We start from the raw sequence: 13,748 nt of genomic DNA on the forward strand, positions 1-13,748 counted from the left end.
GCTGCGGCGGGCCGTTTTTTCCTCAACGCACCAGCGCCAGCGCGCGTTTCTCCTGGCTGCGGCCGCCGGCGATCGACAGCAGCATGTCTTTGACCAGCAGCGCTGGGGCGGACAGCGCCTGTTGGCCCGACATGCACAGCGCCAGCGGCACCGACATCGTCGGCGCATTGATGCGCGCCATCCAGGCCTTGGCCGGGCCGATCATCGCGCGTGCCACCGATTCCGGCAGCACGGTCGCCCCCAGCCCGCCGGCGATCGCGGCGCTCAGCGCGCCCGAGGATTCGATCTCCCCCACCACGTTGATCGCCAGCTTGCGCAGCGCCATCGCCTCTTCCAGCAGGTTGCGCACCGCATCGCCCTCGCGCGGCAGGAACAGGTTCAGCCGCGCCACGTCCAGCAGCTCGACGCTGTTGCCGGGATGCGGCACCGCGCGCGTCGCCACCAGATAGAGATCTTCCCGCATCAGTGCGATGGCGTGCAGCCCGGCGGGCATCTTGGCGCCGTAGACCATCGCCATGTCCAGCGTCTGATTGGCCACCTGCCCGGCCAGCGCCGCGCCGCTGTTCTCATGCAGGCTGAGCAGGATACCCGGCTGCTGATCGCGCAGGCTCTGCAGCAGCGGCAGCGCCAGCTGCGCCGCGGTGCTGCCCGACGCCAACCCGAGAGACACCTGGCCGCTCATCGCCTGCCCGGCGCTGTTAACCGCGCTCTGCGCCTGCTCGCACTGGCGCAGAATGGTCTGCGCGTGGGCATAGAGAATATTGCCGGCCTCGGTCGGCTGTACGCCGCGCTTGGTGCGGATCAGCAGCTGTTGCTTCAGCTCCCCCTCCAGCGTCGCCAGCTGCTGGCTGAGCGCCGGCTGGGCGATATGCAACACCTCCGCCGCCTGGGTCAGGCTGCCGATATCAACGATTTTCACGAAGTACTTCAGACGTCTGAAATTCATAGTGCCTCCAGCGAGCCGCTAAATTGAGAATGCCGAAATCCGGTCAGGCACCGCAGCAAGATCCGGGCCAGAGTCGGTAAACGGCCATGGAAGCGGGATACACGGCGGCCGACGGCCGTTCGTCGGGCGGCGAGCGCCACCGCGCAGGGCAGACGTTGCACCACAGGCAAGCAACGGCGCCGACCAGAGGGCAATTCGGCGGCGCTGCGCGCGGGATAAGCGACAAAAGCGAGAAAAAGCAGCAGGTTGGGCAATCTTGCAGCAAACGAACGCATCGGGCGCTTTCACGCTTTACAAGCCGCAACCGCCCCGCTATTATTCGCCCCGTTCACACGATTCCTCTGTAGTTCAGTCGGTAGAACGGCGGACTGTTAATCCGTATGTCACTGGTTCGAGTCCAGTCAGAGGAGCCATATTTAGAGAAGCCCGCTCAGGGAAACCCGAGCGGGCTTTTTGTATTTCAGCCGCCGTCAAAAGCTGCGTTTCGCCACCAGATAGGCGCCCGCCACCAACAGCAGGGCGCCGAACAGCGCCGGCAGATTCTCGCGCAGCGCCGCCGGGCCGGCGCGGTAGACGTCCACCAGCAGCCCCATGCACAGCTGGCTGGCGACCAGGATCGAGATGGTGGCCGCCGCCCCCAGTTTTTGGTAGCCAAGGATACCGGCAAACACGAACAGCGATCCCAGCAGCCCCGGCAGCAGCATCCACCACCTGGCGGCGCCGGTCACTTCCGCCACCGCGTCGAGGCCGTTTTTGGCCAGCAGCAACCCCACCAGCAGCAGCAAACCGACGCTGGAGTTGATCACCAGCGTGATAAGGATGGTCGAGACGCTTTCAGTAATGCGCACCATCAGCAGATTCTGCACCACCAGCCCCATTCCCGCCGCCACCAGCAGCAACAGCATATTCATCGCTCTGTCTCCCGGGATCAGCGTGCGGGCGGCGTGGCCCGCTCGTCGAGCGTCAGCTGCAGGAAGGTCAGATCCAGCCATTGGCCAAATTTGGCGCCCACCTGCTCCATGCGCCCCACCTCGCGGAACCCGAGCGCCAGATGCAGCTGAATGGAGGCCTGATTGCCGGATTCGATGCCGGCCACCATCACGTGCTTGCCGATCTCCCGCGCCCGTGCGATCAGGGCGATCAACAGCGCTTTGCCAATCCCTTCACCGCGATGCGCCTGATGGACATACACCGAGTGTTCTACGGTATGGCGATAGCCGTCCCAGGCGCGCCAGTCGCCGAACGACGCGTAGCCGATCGCCTCGTCCGCGCCGTTCACCGCCACCAGCACCGGGTAGCCCGCCGCCTGCCGTTCGCCGATCCACGCCGCGCGATTGGCCGCATCCACCGTTTGTTCATTCCAGATGGCGGTGCTGTTCAACACCGCGTCGTTATAGATGGCGGCAATCGCCGCGCTATCGTTGAGCGTCGCATTTCGTATAATCATGGTTTACCCCGGCCAATTGTCCACTATAATACTACGATATGAATATTAAATTAGACAATCTAAATCAGCTGATCGGCGCACGCATTCGCATTGAACGCGAGGCGCGCCACTGGTCGCTGTCCGATCTGGCTGAGCAGGCGGGCGTTTCACGGGCGATGGTTCATAAGATCGAGCGCGGCGAGAGCAGCCCGACGGCGATGCTGCTGGGCAGGCTGGCGGGGGCGTTCGGCCTCAGCATGTCCAAGCTGATCGCCCGGGCGGAAACGCAGGAAGGCCGGCTGCTGCGCCGGGAAGATCAACCGATCTGGGTCGATCCGGAGAGCGGCTACGTGCGGCGCCACGTTTCGCCGCGCACCGATCTGCCGCTCGATCTGGTGCGTATCGAACTGCCGGCCGGCGCGACGATCCCGATGCCGGCTTCGGTGTATGCCTTCAAGCGCCAGCTGATCTGGGTCTTATCCGGCGAGTTGGTCTTTGTGGAAGGTGACGCGCGCCATGACATGGCCGAGGGAGACTGCCTGGAGCTCGGCCCGCCGGCGGACTGCCGCTTTGAAAACCAGAGCGACCAACCGTGCGTGTATATGGTGGCGGTGCTGAGCGCCGCCTGACGCCCCGCCCGCGCTAGCCCTGCGTCGGCCGGTTATAGCCGGCGCGGAAAAACTTCTCCGCCAGCCGGCTGTCGCCGCCGGAAAAGAACTCGCTCATCGGCTCACTGCCGAGGCCATAGGCGCGGCTCAGCTGCCCGGCTTCGAACGCCGCCCGGTTTTCGTCGCCGCAGCGCTGCGCCAAATGATGCGCATAGCCGAGCACAAAGCCGCGCTTGTAGTCGGAGCAAAAGCGCGACAGCTCCGTCTCCGGCTTCAGGTTTTCCGCCTTTAGCCCCGCCAACAGCCCTTTGCCAAAATGGTCACCCACGGTTTCCTCCTCATTACGCCATCGCTATATAATAAAATATACAGCGAATGGGCGAACGAGAACATACTCCCTAAGTTTTACTCGCCGCATAAAAAAGGCCCGCCAAGCGGGCCTGAGGGAAAGCGGGCAATCACAGCGTGAAATTCAGCCCTTCGCTGACGGTCTTGCCCAGCGGCAGGCGGCCCGACGGCGCCTCTTTTTCCTGCAGGAAATCCGGCAGGCGGGCCTTGTCGCCCGGTTTACCGATCGCCACCATGGCGTGCACCGCATAGTCGTCCGGCAGCTGCAGCGCCGCCTTAATCTTGTCGTGGTGAATGCCGCTCATGCAGTGGGTCAACCAGCCTTTCAGGTGCGCCTGATGCGCCAGGCTGGCCCAGGCGGCGCCGGTGTCGAACGCGTGGGTCGGGTTGTCCACCAGCCGCTCGCCGTTCAGGCTGGTGGTTTTGGAGACGATCACCACCAGTGCCGAGGCGTGTTGCGCCCAGCCGCGGTTAAAGTCGATCAGGAATTCCAGGTAGTTCTCCCAGCTGTCGGAACCGTGCTTGCTGTAGGCAAAGCGCCACGGCTGAATGTTGTAGGCCGATGGCGACCAGCGCGCCGCTTCAAAAAAGCTTAGCAGCGTTTGATCGTCGATGGCGTCGTTGGCCATCGCGCGCGGCGACCAGCGTTCGATAAATTGCGCATCAATCGGGTAATCGGAGGTTCTTGGCTGGCTCATGATAGGTTCTCGCAGTGAAGTAAAAACAAAAGTTCGCTGATATTCCCACAGCTTAGGACGATAAAACTTTTATTTCGTGCCATTGCCCTGCGACAGCTCCTGCTGCAGCCAGGCGAGAAACGCCCTGACCGGCGGATGCCGCTCGCGCCCCGGCGCGCACAGCACGCTGTAGGCGGCGCCCGGTACGCGCACCTCCGGCCGGTACGCCACCAACAGACCGTTGTCCACCATATCGGACACCATCACCGAACTGGCGAGCACCAGCCCCTGCCCGGCCACCGCTGCCTGCAGGGCGTAATGCTCCTCGTGATAGCTGCGCATCGCCGCATGGCGCTGCCACCAGTCTACGCCGGCGGCCCGGCACCAGTCGCGCCAGCCGCTGTCGTACAGCGCCGAATCCCCCCACTTGACGGTGATCAGCACCGGGTTTTCCGGCTCGGCGGCGGCCAGATCCGGCGCGGCGTAGACGCCAAAGCTTTCCTCCAGCCGCGCCGTCTGATGCAGCGCGGGATACTGCGCGCGGCTGTAACGCACCGCCACGTCCACGCTGGCGTCCTGCTGCAGATCGATCACCTCGGCGCAGGCCTCCAGGCGCACCAGATAGTGTGGGTACGCCTGGTAGAAACGCCCCAGGCGCGGCACCAGCCACAGCGCCGCGAAAGAGTGCGTGACCGAGACGCACAGCGACCCGGTGCTGGGCTGCGGCCGCAGGCCCTCGAGCGTGGCGGCGATGTCCAGCAGCGCGCCGTGCACCCCGGCAAACAGCGTTTCTCCCTTCGGCGTCAGCCGCACGCCGCGCGGCACCCGCTCGAACAGCGCAAACCCCAACTGCTGTTCCAGCGCTTTGATCTGGTGCGAAATCGCCGTCGGCGTCACCGCCAGCTCGGCCGCCGCCAGCTTGAAGCTGCGCAGGCGAGCGGCGGATTCAAAGGTGCGTAATGCGTTGACGGGCAGCGTGGCAAACATGGCGAAGCCTCTTGAGATGAGTTGAAATCATCCTGGCAGAAAAGCGGTCATTTGTCGCCCGCCGGCACTTGTTTCTAGAGTAGGGCTGAATCCACTTCATACCGAGGAACATGACATGAATACAACTCATCAATCCAAACGTCTGGTGGTGCTAGTCGGCAGCCCGCGCCGCGACGGCAACAGCGCCACGTTGGCGCAGGCGATCCTGGCGGGCGCCGCCGAAGCCGGCTCGTCCGCCAGCCTGCACTTTCTCGATGATTACCTGAGCGGTTTTCTGAGCGATGAACGCCACACGTCGCCGCCGGCCGATCGCTACGCCGAGCTGTTCCTGGAGCACTTCCTGCCGGCCGATGGCGCGGTATTCTGCACGCCGATTTACTGGTACGGCATGTCGGCGCAAACCAAAGCCTTTTTCGATCGCTCGTTCAGCTTCTATTCCAACGCCTACCCTCAGGCGGAACAGGTACACCAGCGCATGAGCGGCAAGCGTATCGGGCTGGCGGTAGCGTCGGAAGAGACCTACCCCGGCGCGGCGCTGGGCATCGTGCATCAGATCCAGGAGTTCAGCCGCTACACCCATTCCGCGTTCGTCGGCATGGTGCACGGCGCCGGCAACCAGCGCGGCGAGATCGCCCGCGATCCGCGCAATCCGCTGCAGGCCGCCCGCGAACTGGGGCGCGAGTTCTTCACTCGCCCCTATTCGGATTATCAGATGGACAGCCCGCGCAGTACGCAGGTCTGGGAGGAGTAAGCGCGGCGCCCGGCCTAACTCAGCCGCAACAGATAAGGCGGCAAGGCGGGTTCCGGCAATACCGAAATGACCTTCAGCCGTTGCAAGGTACGCATCTGTGCGCGACGCAGATGCTCCTGCAGCCCCAGCGCCGCCGCGTCGTTGGCACCCTGCAACAACATCTGCAACACCAGGCGGTGTTCATTCAACATCGCTTCCTCAACCTTAATCCCCAGCATATCGTAGAAAATACGCGTGACGATGAGCGGCGACTGGCTTTGACGCAACACCCCCAGCAGGGTTTTATTCCCCGCCGGCGCCAGACAATGGATATGCAAGTCTTCCTCTACCCGCTCCAGGCTCGCCAGGGAAAATGTGCCCTGTTCCAGCTGAGTCAGGCGTTCCAGGCTGTCTAACACATGCTGGCGCGAGAGATGGGGTGCCGCCTTGAGCAAGGCCGCGGGCTCCAGACAGGCTCGAATTTCATAATGATCGGTGATTTCTCGGGCGGTGAGTGGCCCGGCCAGCCATTGCGCATAGGGCTCTTTCTCTACCAGCCCTTGATCGCGCAGCCTCATCAACGCTTCGCGAATGGCACTGCGGCTGACATTATAAAATTCCGCCGCGCTGGCTTCATTGACCTGGTAGTGGCCAAACACCATGCAGGTAGACAACGCCTCCTGCAGATCGCTGAATACCTTCTCACTCGTGCTACGGGTATCCACCAATTCTTCCTGCGAGCACAATCCCAACACGGCTCGGTTAAGCGGCAAACGCTGCGGCTCTACTTCGCCCCCTTCAGGCGTCACGATAAAACCTCGGCCTTCGAAACGCGCTATCAGCCCCTCTTGATGGAGCAGCCCCAACGCTTTGCGAACCGGTACCCTGCTGGTACCGAACATGTCCGCCAGCGGCCCTTCAAGCAATACCAATCCTGCGGGCACCGACCCCGCACGAATGGCCTCATCCAGGGTTTGTCGGATCATTTCATAACGCGCGCCGGCGCGCACTTCACCGCTGCTTTTCTCCACTCTCGTTTTTTCCATTAGCTCGTCACTCAACCACCGTTCCCCATGGAGTGACTGGCATTATGGCACACTCCACCCACCAAGTTGGCGCTCACTCGTTGTTATCCCGTCATTGCCCCTCCAGAGGGCAATTGCCCCCTGGTTTGCACCATAACGGCTAATTTAAATAAAAATACATTTTCAATACCGTGCTCGACCAACGAAAAACGCGCTACCCATCACCTTTTTCAGCCTAAATAACGCGTTATTTATCATTTCGATCACAACTCAGCACGAATTTTAACCAAGGATAATGACAACCTGGCATTCAGCTTGCTACCTTAAAATGTACCTTTTACCAAAACATACATTTTAGGGTAATTCTATGAATCACACGCCTTGGCATGCCCTCCCTGATGCCATTCAGCTGACGAGCGCGTTTCGCAAAGGAACGCTGACACCGAGCGAACTTGTGGAACACGCGTTGTCATCAGCCGCCGAAGCGCCAACGGTTTTCATCTGTCTGACCCCGGATCGCGCCCGCCGCGAAGCGGCTGAAGCGACCCGACGTTGGCGCCGCAATGCGCCGCTCAGCGAGCTGGATGGGATTCCCATGGCCGTGAAAGATCTGTTCGATATGGCCGCAACGCAAACCAGCGCCGGGTCCGCGACCCGAGCCACCGCCCCGCCGGCGACACACGATGCGGCGACGATCGCGCAGCTTCAGAAGGCCGGGCTGGTCAGCATCGGCAAAACCAATCTCAACGAGTTCGCCTATTCCGGTCTTGGCCTTAACCCACACTTCGGCACCCCTGCTCTCTTGGATCGCCACGGCACGGCTCGCGCACCAGGCGGATCGTCCAGCGGTTCGGCCAGCGCGGTCGCGCGCGGTATCGTCCCCATAGCCATGGCGACCGATACCGCCGGTTCCGTTCGCATACCCGCCGCCTTTCACGGACTGATTGGCTACCGCAGCAGTCGCCAACGCTATAGTCGGCACGGCGTTTTTCCGTTGTCCCCCAGCCTGGATACCCTCGGCCCCCTCTGCCGCAGCGTTCGCGACGCGATCGCTCTCGACCGGGTGCTGGTACCCGCACCCCATCCGCTGTCGCCCTATCCGCTCACGGGCATGACGCTGCGGGTCGATCCCGACGTCTTGCACGATCCGCATGTACAACCCGCAGTCCGCCAAAATTTGCAGGCGGCTCTGGCGCACCTGAGCGCGGCCGGCGCACGTATTGACGAGCGTCCGGTCGCCGCGCTGCGTCAGGCGCTCATCTGGATAGCCGAACGAGGGTGGCCGGGCGCCGCAGAAGCGCTGGAACAGCATCGGGAACGCCTGCACAGCCCCTTGGCCGAGAGTATGGATCCGCGCGTGCGCAGCCGTTTACTGGCGGCGGAAACGCTCCCCGCCGATCTGCTGGCGCAGTTTTTGCGCCAGCGCGCCGGCTGGCAGCAGCAAATGCGCGATGAATTGGCCGGTGCGCTGCTGATAACGCCGACCGTCGCCCACGTCGCCCCTCCGCTGGCCGCACTGGAAAACGACGCGGCGCTGTTTGCCCAAGCCAATCTGGCCACCTTGCGGCTCACCATGCCAGGCAGCCTGCTGGACATGCCGGGGATTGCCATGCCTACCGGCCATGATGGCGATGGTCTGGCGACCAGCGCACTGCTGTCGCTGCCGGCCGGCGACGATGAGCGTCTGCTCCGAATGGCACTCAGTATCGAATATCGGTTGACGCAACAGAATTAACCCACGCAGGCCGCTGTTGCGGCCGGCTCTCGCGATTGTTCGCACACTAAGGAGATAACGACATGGCTAAAGAAATACTTTGCGCATTCGGCGTCGATGTGGACGCCGTTGCCGGTTGGCTGGGGTCTTACGGCGGTGAAGATTCACCCGACGATATTTCACGCGGCATGTTCGCCGGTGAAGTGGGGGCGCCGCGCTTGCTTAAGCTGTTCGCCGATCACAACCTGCGCACCACCTGGTTTATTCCCGGTCACTCCATCGAAACCTTCCCGGCACAGATGAAAGCGGTCGCGGATGCCGGGCATGAAATCGGCGTGCATGGCTACAGCCACGAAAACCCGATCGCCATGACGCCGGCGCAAGAAGAGGCAATCCTCGATCGCTGTATTGAGCTGGTGACACAATTATCCGGCAAGCGCCCTACCGGCTATGTCGCGCCCTGGTGGGAATTCAGCAACGTCACTAACGAACTGTTGTTGAAGAAAGGCATCAAGTATGACCACAGCCTGATGCACAACGACTTCCACCCTTATTATGTTCGCGTCGGCGACAGCTGGACCCGCATCAACTACAGCCAACATCCCGACAGCTGGATGAAACCGCTGGTGCGCGGTGAAGAGACCGATTTGGTGGAGATCCCGGCCAACTGGTATCTGGACGATTTGCCACCCATGATGTTCATCAAAAAATCCCCCAACAGCCACGGCTTCGTCAACCCTCGCCATCTCGAAGAAATGTGGCGCGATCAGTTCGACTGGGTCTACCGCGAGCACGACTATGCCGTCTTCACCATGACCATTCACCCCGACGTCTCCGGCCGCCCGCAGGTGCTGTTGATGTTGGAGCGCCTGATCAAACATATCCAGAGCCATCAAGGGGTTCGCTTCGTGACCTTTGATGAAATCGCCGACGACTACCTGCGCCGTATGCCGCGCAAAGTCTGAAACTGCCGCTTTCCACCGCATGAGTGACAGCAAACATGAGCCTCTATAAAAAGACAACGGTCAACGGCTGGCAACCCCAGCAATTAACCATCAGGGACGCCAAATTCGCAACATGGATCGCCTTCTTCGCCTGGGTCTTCGCCGTCTATGATTTCATTCTTTTCGGCACATTGCTGCCGGAAATCGGCGATCACTTTGGCTGGAGCGAAGTAGAACAGGCCGAACTGGCCACCTGGGTGGCGGTAGGCGGCGCGATCATCGCGCTGGCTATCGGCCCGCTGGTCGACAAACTCGGCCGGCGGCTGGGCATCGTCGTTACCGTCGGTGGCGCCGCCGTTTGCTCGCTGCTGACTGCGATCGGCGGTGCCTGGGGGAAAGGTGCGCTGATCGGCATCCGTTCCGTCGCCGGGCTGGGTTACGCGGAACAAACCGTTAACGCCACCTACCTCACCGAGATCTACGCCGCTCTCGACGATCCGGCCCTCAATCGCCGCAAGGGATTCATTTACAGTCTGGTCCAGGGCGGCTGGCCGGTCGGCGCGCTGGTCGCTTCGGCGCTGACAGCATTACTGATGCCGATCATAGGCTGGCAAGGCAGTTTTATTTTCGCCGCACTGCCGTCGTTTATCATCGCGTTGCTGGCGTTGAAACTGAAAGAGACCCCGCAGTTTCAAATCCACCGGCACATCCATCAACTGCGCCATCTCGGTGATGTCGAGCAAGCTCGGCAGGTCGCTCGCGATTACCAGGTCGATTATGACGCGCATCAGCATGCCGGGCTGTCAGCCGCATTCCGCGGCGCTTCGTTGCGCGCCACGTTGGTGCTGGGCGGCGCCGTGCTGATCAACTGGTTCGCCATCCAAATCTTCAGCGTGCTCGGCACGACGGTTCTGACTAAAGTGCACAGCGTCTCCTTCGCCAACTCGCTGCTGATTCTGGTGCTGTCCAACCTGGTGGGTTATTGCGGCTACCTGACGCACGGCTGGTTAGGCGATCGTTTCGGTCGCCGCAATACCATCGCCGTCGGCTGGATGATCGGCGGCGTGTCATTCGCCGTGATGCTTTTCTGCCCCAGCAACCTCCCGACGATCGTCGCGCTGTACAGCATCGGTTTGTTCTTTCTGATCGGCCCCTATGCGGCGGCGCTGTTTTTCATCAGCGAAAGCTTCCCTACCGCCATCCGCGCCACGGCCGGGGCGCTTATCGGCGCGATGGGGCCGATCGGCGCCATTATCGCCGGCATCGGTACCACCACCGTGCTCAGTGACGGCGGCCATTGGCAAACCGCCGCGCTGTGGTTCGGCGCCGTGCCCTGCTTCGCTTCCGGCATCATCATGCTGTTCGCCCGCCATGTGGCGCCGCACAGCGTGCACTAAGTCATCGAGGGGGGGAGTCCCCTCATGTTCGAGGACTCGTTTATGACTGAAAAATTATCTTCATCTCAACCGGTGGCGCTGATCAGCGGTGCAGCCAGTGGCATAGGATTGGCCCTGGCAGAAGAGTATGCTCGCCGTGGCGTCAGGATCGCCGCCGGCTATTTTCCCCAGGATCCGCATGACTATCGGCAAGCGGCGGAGCGCGTCGCCAGCGCCGGCGGCGATGCCCTGTGGTTGGAACTGGACGTGGCCTCCACCGCCTCGGTGGAAGCCTTTGCCCTGCGCGCGGCAGAACACTTCGGCCGCGTCGACTATGCGGTGGCCAACGCCGGCCTGCTGCGCCGCTCACCGCTGGAAGAGATGAGCGACCAACAGTGGCATGAAATGCTCAATGTTGATCTCAGCGGCGTGATGCGGCTGTTTCGCGCGGCGATCGGCCAGATGCGCGGCGGCGGCAGCCTGGTGGCGGTATCCTCCATCGCCGGTGGGGTCTACGGCTGGCAAGATCATGCCCACTACGCCGCCGCTAAAGCCGGTATCCCCGGCATCTGTCGTTCACTGGCGGTGGAGTTAGCCCCGCGCGGCATTCGCTGCAACGCGGTGATCCCCGGTTTGATTGAAACGCCGCAGTCGCTGGATGAAACCCACTCGCTGGGGCCGGCGGGCCTGGCCAAAGCCGCACGAGGCATTCCGCTGGGGCGCGTAGGACGGCCGCAGGAGGTCGCCGCCCTGATACGCTTCTTGACCGGCGACGAAGCCTCGTACATCACCGGGCAAAGCCTGATTATCGACGGCGGCCTGACGGTTCGCTGGCCAGAATGAGCGGGGAGGAAAATATGATATTGAAACACCGCCGCGCAACGATCACCGGCGCCGCCAGCGGCATAGGCGCCGCGATTGCCCTGTCGTTTGCCAGGGAGGGGGCGGCGCTGATGCTGAGCGACCGCGACGGCGCCGGGCTGAACGCTATCGTCGAACGCTGTCGGACAGAGGGCGCAACCTGCCATGGCACCGTCGCCGACGTCGGCAAACCGGAGGGCGCCCGACGGGGCGTGGAGGCATGCCTGCAGCGGTTAGGCGGTATCGACATTCTGATTAATAACGCCGGCATGCTAACCCAGGCACCCTGCAGCGAACTGACGCTGGAGATGTGGGACGAGATGATGGCGGTCGATCTGCGCAGCGTTTTCCTCGCTTCGCAGCACGCCCTGCCTTATATGCGCCGACAACGCTGGGGGCGCATCATCAATATCGCTTCGCAATTGGGCATTAAAGGCGGCGCCGAACTGAGCCACTATGCCGCCGCCAAGGCCGGCGTGATCGGCTTCACCAAGTCGCTGGCGCTTGAAGTAGCCTGCGACAATGTGCTGGTAAACGCCATTGCCCCCGGCCCGATCATGACCCCGTTGGTAGCCGGCATCAGCGACGCCTGGAAAGAGGCCAAAGCGAATGAACTGCCGCTGGGACGGTTCGGCCTCGCCGAGGAAATCGCGCCGGTGGCGCTGCTGCTGGCCAGTGAGCCGGGCGGCAACCTGTTCGTCGGCCAAACGCTGGGGCCTAACGCCGGCGATGTGATGCCCTGAGAGGAGAACCCCGAACGATGTGCGGACTCTGCGGACTGTTGAACGATACGCCGCAATGGAGCGATCCGTTGCGGCATTCTGGCCTGCCCATGCGCCAGCGTCGGCTGCAACAGCTGGCGATACTGAATCGCGCTCTGGCCCCCTTAAAACTGACGCTAAGCGACATCCACGGCAGCAGTTGGCTGCTGGCCGGCGCTACCGGGCAGCAGGCGATCGTTACCCGCCTGGATCAGCTTTGGCAAGAGGCCGAACGGCTGCTGAAACGGCCGATTGACCCGCTCGATGAACGCTATCTCACCGCCCTCATCTCTTCTGCGGAGGCGCCATGAACCCAGAAGATAAACTGCCGGTACACGTGTTGAGCGGTTTCCTGGGCAGCGGTAAAACCACCTTGCTCCAACGTTTGCTGGCAGGGCAGAACCTGGATGATGTCGCCCTGCTGGTCAACGAATTCGGTGAGGTCGGCATCGACCATTTGCTGCTGGGGGAGATAGCACCGGACACCGTGCTGTTGCCCGGAGGATGCGTCTGCTGCGCGATCCGCGGCGAGCTGAAACAGGCGTTGTTGGCGCTGCATGAACGCCGTCAACGTGGCGAGGTGCCGCCATTCAACAAAGTGATCCTGGAAACCACCGGCCTGGCGGATCCGGCACCGATATTTGCCACACTGCTGCAGGACCGGCAGTTACAGTACCATTTCGTTCCCGGTACCATGGTCACGCTGATCGACAGCGAACATGCCTGGCAGCAAGCCAACCATCATCCCGAATGGTTGGCCCAGGTCAGCGCCGCCGATTGGCTGGTGCTGAGCAAGACCGATCGCGTGCCGGCCGACGAAGGGCCTGCGTTACTGGCGTACCTGCAGCAATTGAATCCGCTCGCGCAAACCGCCATGAGCCACCAATTGGCCAAGGGCGATCTCAGTCTGTTCGATACCCCATCCCGCCCACAGGTGCCTATGCGCTTTCGGCGCTGGCCGGCCGTTCCCCCCAAACAGGGGGCAACACGTCACAGCCCGCCAGGACAGCAGACGCACCCTACCACCGAGACCTGTATCATCACCTTCGAGCAACAGATAAACTGGTCGGCTTTCACCGTCTGGCTGTCGATGCTGCTGCATTGTCACGGGCAATCTATACTGCGGATAAAAGGCATGCTGAACGTGCTGGAAAGCGATACGCCGGTGGTGATCCACGGCGTGCAGCACAGTCTGCATCCCCCGGAACATCTTGCCGCCTGGCCGGACGGCCAGCGGCACACGCAGTTGGTCTTCATTCTGCGCGGCCTTGACCCCAAGCGGCTGCAGAACGCATTTCAACGTTTTCTACACCCTTTTACGCAGCCATCCTTCTGATGGCCCCCC

General features: G+C 62.2%; 16 protein-coding genes and 1 tRNA gene. 10 read left to right on the forward strand and 7 right to left on the reverse strand.

Annotated elements, in window-relative coordinates; genetic code table 11:
- Window positions 1-22 precede the first annotated feature (22 nt).
- Window positions 23-946 (reverse strand): nitrogen assimilation transcriptional regulator NAC, encoded by a 924-nt coding sequence (gene nac, locus QOL81_RS04615; RefSeq protein ID WP_049196750.1) that lies wholly within the window; start codon window positions 944-946, stop codon window positions 23-25.
- Between the two features lie 337 nt (window positions 947-1,283).
- On the opposite strand from nac, the gene QOL81_RS04620 reads away from it, so the two are divergent.
- Window positions 1,284-1,359 (forward strand) — tRNA-Asn (locus tag QOL81_RS04620).
- Between the two features lie 57 nt (window positions 1,360-1,416).
- On the opposite strand, the gene QOL81_RS04625 is transcribed toward QOL81_RS04620, so the two are convergent.
- Window positions 1,417-1,857 carry a DMT family transporter gene (locus QOL81_RS04625; RefSeq protein ID WP_060420408.1) on the reverse strand — a complete coding sequence of 147 codons (441 nt, stop codon included), beginning with the start codon at window positions 1,855-1,857 and terminating at the stop codon, window positions 1,417-1,419.
- Window positions 1,858-1,874: 17 nt separating this feature from the next.
- Window positions 1,875-2,393: a GNAT family N-acetyltransferase gene (locus QOL81_RS04630; protein WP_060420406.1), complete on the reverse strand. Its 519-nt coding sequence runs from the start codon at window positions 2,391-2,393 to the stop codon at window positions 1,875-1,877.
- Window positions 2,394-2,431: 38 nt separating this feature from the next.
- Here QOL81_RS04630 and QOL81_RS04635 point away from each other — a divergent pair, with 38 nt between their 5' ends.
- A complete protein-coding gene (locus tag QOL81_RS04635) occupies window positions 2,432-3,001 on the forward strand; it encodes a helix-turn-helix domain-containing protein (RefSeq protein WP_060420404.1) in 570 nt (189 codons plus the stop codon).
- A gap of 13 nt (window positions 3,002-3,014) precedes the next feature.
- Here the strand turns inward: QOL81_RS04635 and QOL81_RS04640 are convergent, their stop codons facing one another.
- The 3 genes from QOL81_RS04640 to QOL81_RS04650 all read right to left on the reverse strand — a co-directional run bounded on the left by QOL81_RS04640 (window position 3,015) and on the right by QOL81_RS04650 (window position 4,992).
- Entirely contained in the window at window positions 3,015-3,308 is a 294-nt protein-coding gene (locus QOL81_RS04640) for a DUF2623 family protein (protein ID WP_038878018.1), read from the reverse strand.
- 130 nt (window positions 3,309-3,438) lie between these two features.
- The gene (locus QOL81_RS04645; protein WP_033635168.1) at window positions 3,439-4,026 is read right to left on the reverse strand and encodes a nitroreductase family protein; all 588 of its coding nucleotides are present in this window, start codon (window positions 4,024-4,026) and stop codon (window positions 3,439-3,441) included.
- 69 nt (window positions 4,027-4,095) lie between these two features.
- Window positions 4,096-4,992, reverse strand: coding sequence for a LysR substrate-binding domain-containing protein (locus QOL81_RS04650; RefSeq protein ID WP_070914582.1), 897 nt, complete (start codon window positions 4,990-4,992; stop codon window positions 4,096-4,098).
- Window positions 4,993-5,107: 115 nt separating this feature from the next.
- Here QOL81_RS04650 and QOL81_RS04655 point away from each other — a divergent pair, with 115 nt between their 5' ends.
- A complete protein-coding gene (locus QOL81_RS04655; protein ID WP_283439678.1) occupies window positions 5,108-5,743 on the forward strand; it encodes a flavodoxin family protein in 636 nt (211 codons plus the stop codon).
- A gap of 14 nt (window positions 5,744-5,757) precedes the next feature.
- Here the strand turns inward: QOL81_RS04655 and QOL81_RS04660 are convergent, their stop codons facing one another.
- Window positions 5,758-6,768, reverse strand: coding sequence for a GntR family transcriptional regulator (locus QOL81_RS04660; RefSeq protein WP_087763146.1), 1,011 nt, complete (start codon window positions 6,766-6,768; stop codon window positions 5,758-5,760).
- Between the two features lie 346 nt (window positions 6,769-7,114).
- Between QOL81_RS04660 and QOL81_RS04665 the strand changes: the two genes are divergently transcribed.
- The 7 genes from QOL81_RS04665 to QOL81_RS04695 all read left to right on the forward strand — a co-directional run bounded on the left by QOL81_RS04665 (window position 7,115) and on the right by QOL81_RS04695 (window position 13,739).
- A complete protein-coding gene (locus tag QOL81_RS04665; RefSeq protein ID WP_283439679.1) occupies window positions 7,115-8,482 on the forward strand; it encodes an amidase in 1,368 nt (455 codons plus the stop codon).
- Between the two features lie 62 nt (window positions 8,483-8,544).
- Complete coding sequence (locus QOL81_RS04670) at window positions 8,545-9,426, forward strand: polysaccharide deacetylase family protein (protein WP_025303429.1); 882 nt, start codon at window positions 8,545-8,547, stop codon at window positions 9,424-9,426.
- A gap of 35 nt (window positions 9,427-9,461) precedes the next feature.
- Entirely contained in the window at window positions 9,462-10,802 is a 1,341-nt protein-coding gene (locus QOL81_RS04675) for an MFS transporter (protein WP_087763148.1), read from the forward strand.
- Window positions 10,803-10,844: 42 nt separating this feature from the next.
- Window positions 10,845-11,624, forward strand: a complete 780-nt coding sequence (locus tag QOL81_RS04680) for an SDR family NAD(P)-dependent oxidoreductase (RefSeq protein ID WP_141959684.1) — start codon at window positions 10,845-10,847, stop codon at window positions 11,622-11,624.
- 14 nt (window positions 11,625-11,638) lie between these two features.
- Window positions 11,639-12,385: an SDR family NAD(P)-dependent oxidoreductase gene (locus tag QOL81_RS04685; protein ID WP_283439680.1), complete on the forward strand. Its 747-nt coding sequence runs from the start codon at window positions 11,639-11,641 to the stop codon at window positions 12,383-12,385.
- 17 nt (window positions 12,386-12,402) lie between these two features.
- A complete protein-coding gene (locus QOL81_RS04690) occupies window positions 12,403-12,714 on the forward strand; it encodes a hypothetical protein (RefSeq protein ID WP_283439681.1) in 312 nt (103 codons plus the stop codon).
- Window positions 12,711-13,739, forward strand: a complete 1,029-nt coding sequence (locus QOL81_RS04695; RefSeq protein ID WP_283439682.1) for a CobW family GTP-binding protein — start codon at window positions 12,711-12,713, stop codon at window positions 13,737-13,739. Before QOL81_RS04690 ends, QOL81_RS04695 begins: the two co-directional genes overlap by 4 nt.
- Window positions 13,740-13,748 lie beyond the last annotated feature (9 nt).

The sequence above is a fragment of the Serratia sp. CC22-02 genome, assembly GCF_900182895.1.
Classification (GTDB): domain Bacteria; phylum Pseudomonadota; class Gammaproteobacteria; order Enterobacterales; family Enterobacteriaceae; genus Serratia; species Serratia nevei.

What these genes read in the sequence shown, in the direction of transcription:
- QOL81_RS04635 (WP_060420404.1), top strand. Translation starts at nt 2,432, where the DNA reads ATGAATATTAAATTAGACAATCTAAATCAGCTGATCGGCGCACGCATT.
- QOL81_RS04655 (WP_283439678.1), top strand. Translation starts at nt 5,108, where the DNA reads ATGAATACAACTCATCAATCCAAACGTCTGGTGGTGCTAGTCGGCAGC.
- nac (WP_049196750.1), bottom strand. Translation starts at nt 946, where the DNA reads ATGAATTTCAGACGTCTGAAGTACTTCGTGAAAATCGTTGATATCGGC.
- QOL81_RS04670 (WP_025303429.1), top strand. Translation starts at nt 8,545, where the DNA reads ATGGCTAAAGAAATACTTTGCGCATTCGGCGTCGATGTGGACGCCGTT.
- QOL81_RS04660 (WP_087763146.1), bottom strand. Translation starts at nt 6,768, where the DNA reads ATGGAAAAAACGAGAGTGGAGAAAAGCAGCGGTGAAGTGCGCGCCGGC.
- QOL81_RS04675 (WP_087763148.1), top strand. Translation starts at nt 9,462, where the DNA reads ATGAGCCTCTATAAAAAGACAACGGTCAACGGCTGGCAACCCCAGCAA.
- QOL81_RS04665 (WP_283439679.1), top strand. Translation starts at nt 7,115, where the DNA reads ATGAATCACACGCCTTGGCATGCCCTCCCTGATGCCATTCAGCTGACG.
- QOL81_RS04685 (WP_283439680.1), top strand. Translation starts at nt 11,639, where the DNA reads ATGATATTGAAACACCGCCGCGCAACGATCACCGGCGCCGCCAGCGGC.
- QOL81_RS04680 (WP_141959684.1), top strand. Translation starts at nt 10,845, where the DNA reads ATGACTGAAAAATTATCTTCATCTCAACCGGTGGCGCTGATCAGCGGT.
- QOL81_RS04630 (WP_060420406.1), bottom strand. Translation starts at nt 2,393, where the DNA reads ATGATTATACGAAATGCGACGCTCAACGATAGCGCGGCGATTGCCGCC.
- QOL81_RS04645 (WP_033635168.1), bottom strand. Translation starts at nt 4,026, where the DNA reads ATGAGCCAGCCAAGAACCTCCGATTACCCGATTGATGCGCAATTTATC.
- QOL81_RS04695 (WP_283439682.1), top strand. Translation starts at nt 12,711, where the DNA reads ATGAACCCAGAAGATAAACTGCCGGTACACGTGTTGAGCGGTTTCCTG.
- QOL81_RS04650 (WP_070914582.1), bottom strand. Translation starts at nt 4,992, where the DNA reads ATGTTTGCCACGCTGCCCGTCAACGCATTACGCACCTTTGAATCCGCC.
- QOL81_RS04625 (WP_060420408.1), bottom strand. Translation starts at nt 1,857, where the DNA reads ATGAATATGCTGTTGCTGCTGGTGGCGGCGGGAATGGGGCTGGTGGTG.
- QOL81_RS04690 (WP_283439681.1), top strand. Translation starts at nt 12,403, where the DNA reads ATGTGCGGACTCTGCGGACTGTTGAACGATACGCCGCAATGGAGCGAT.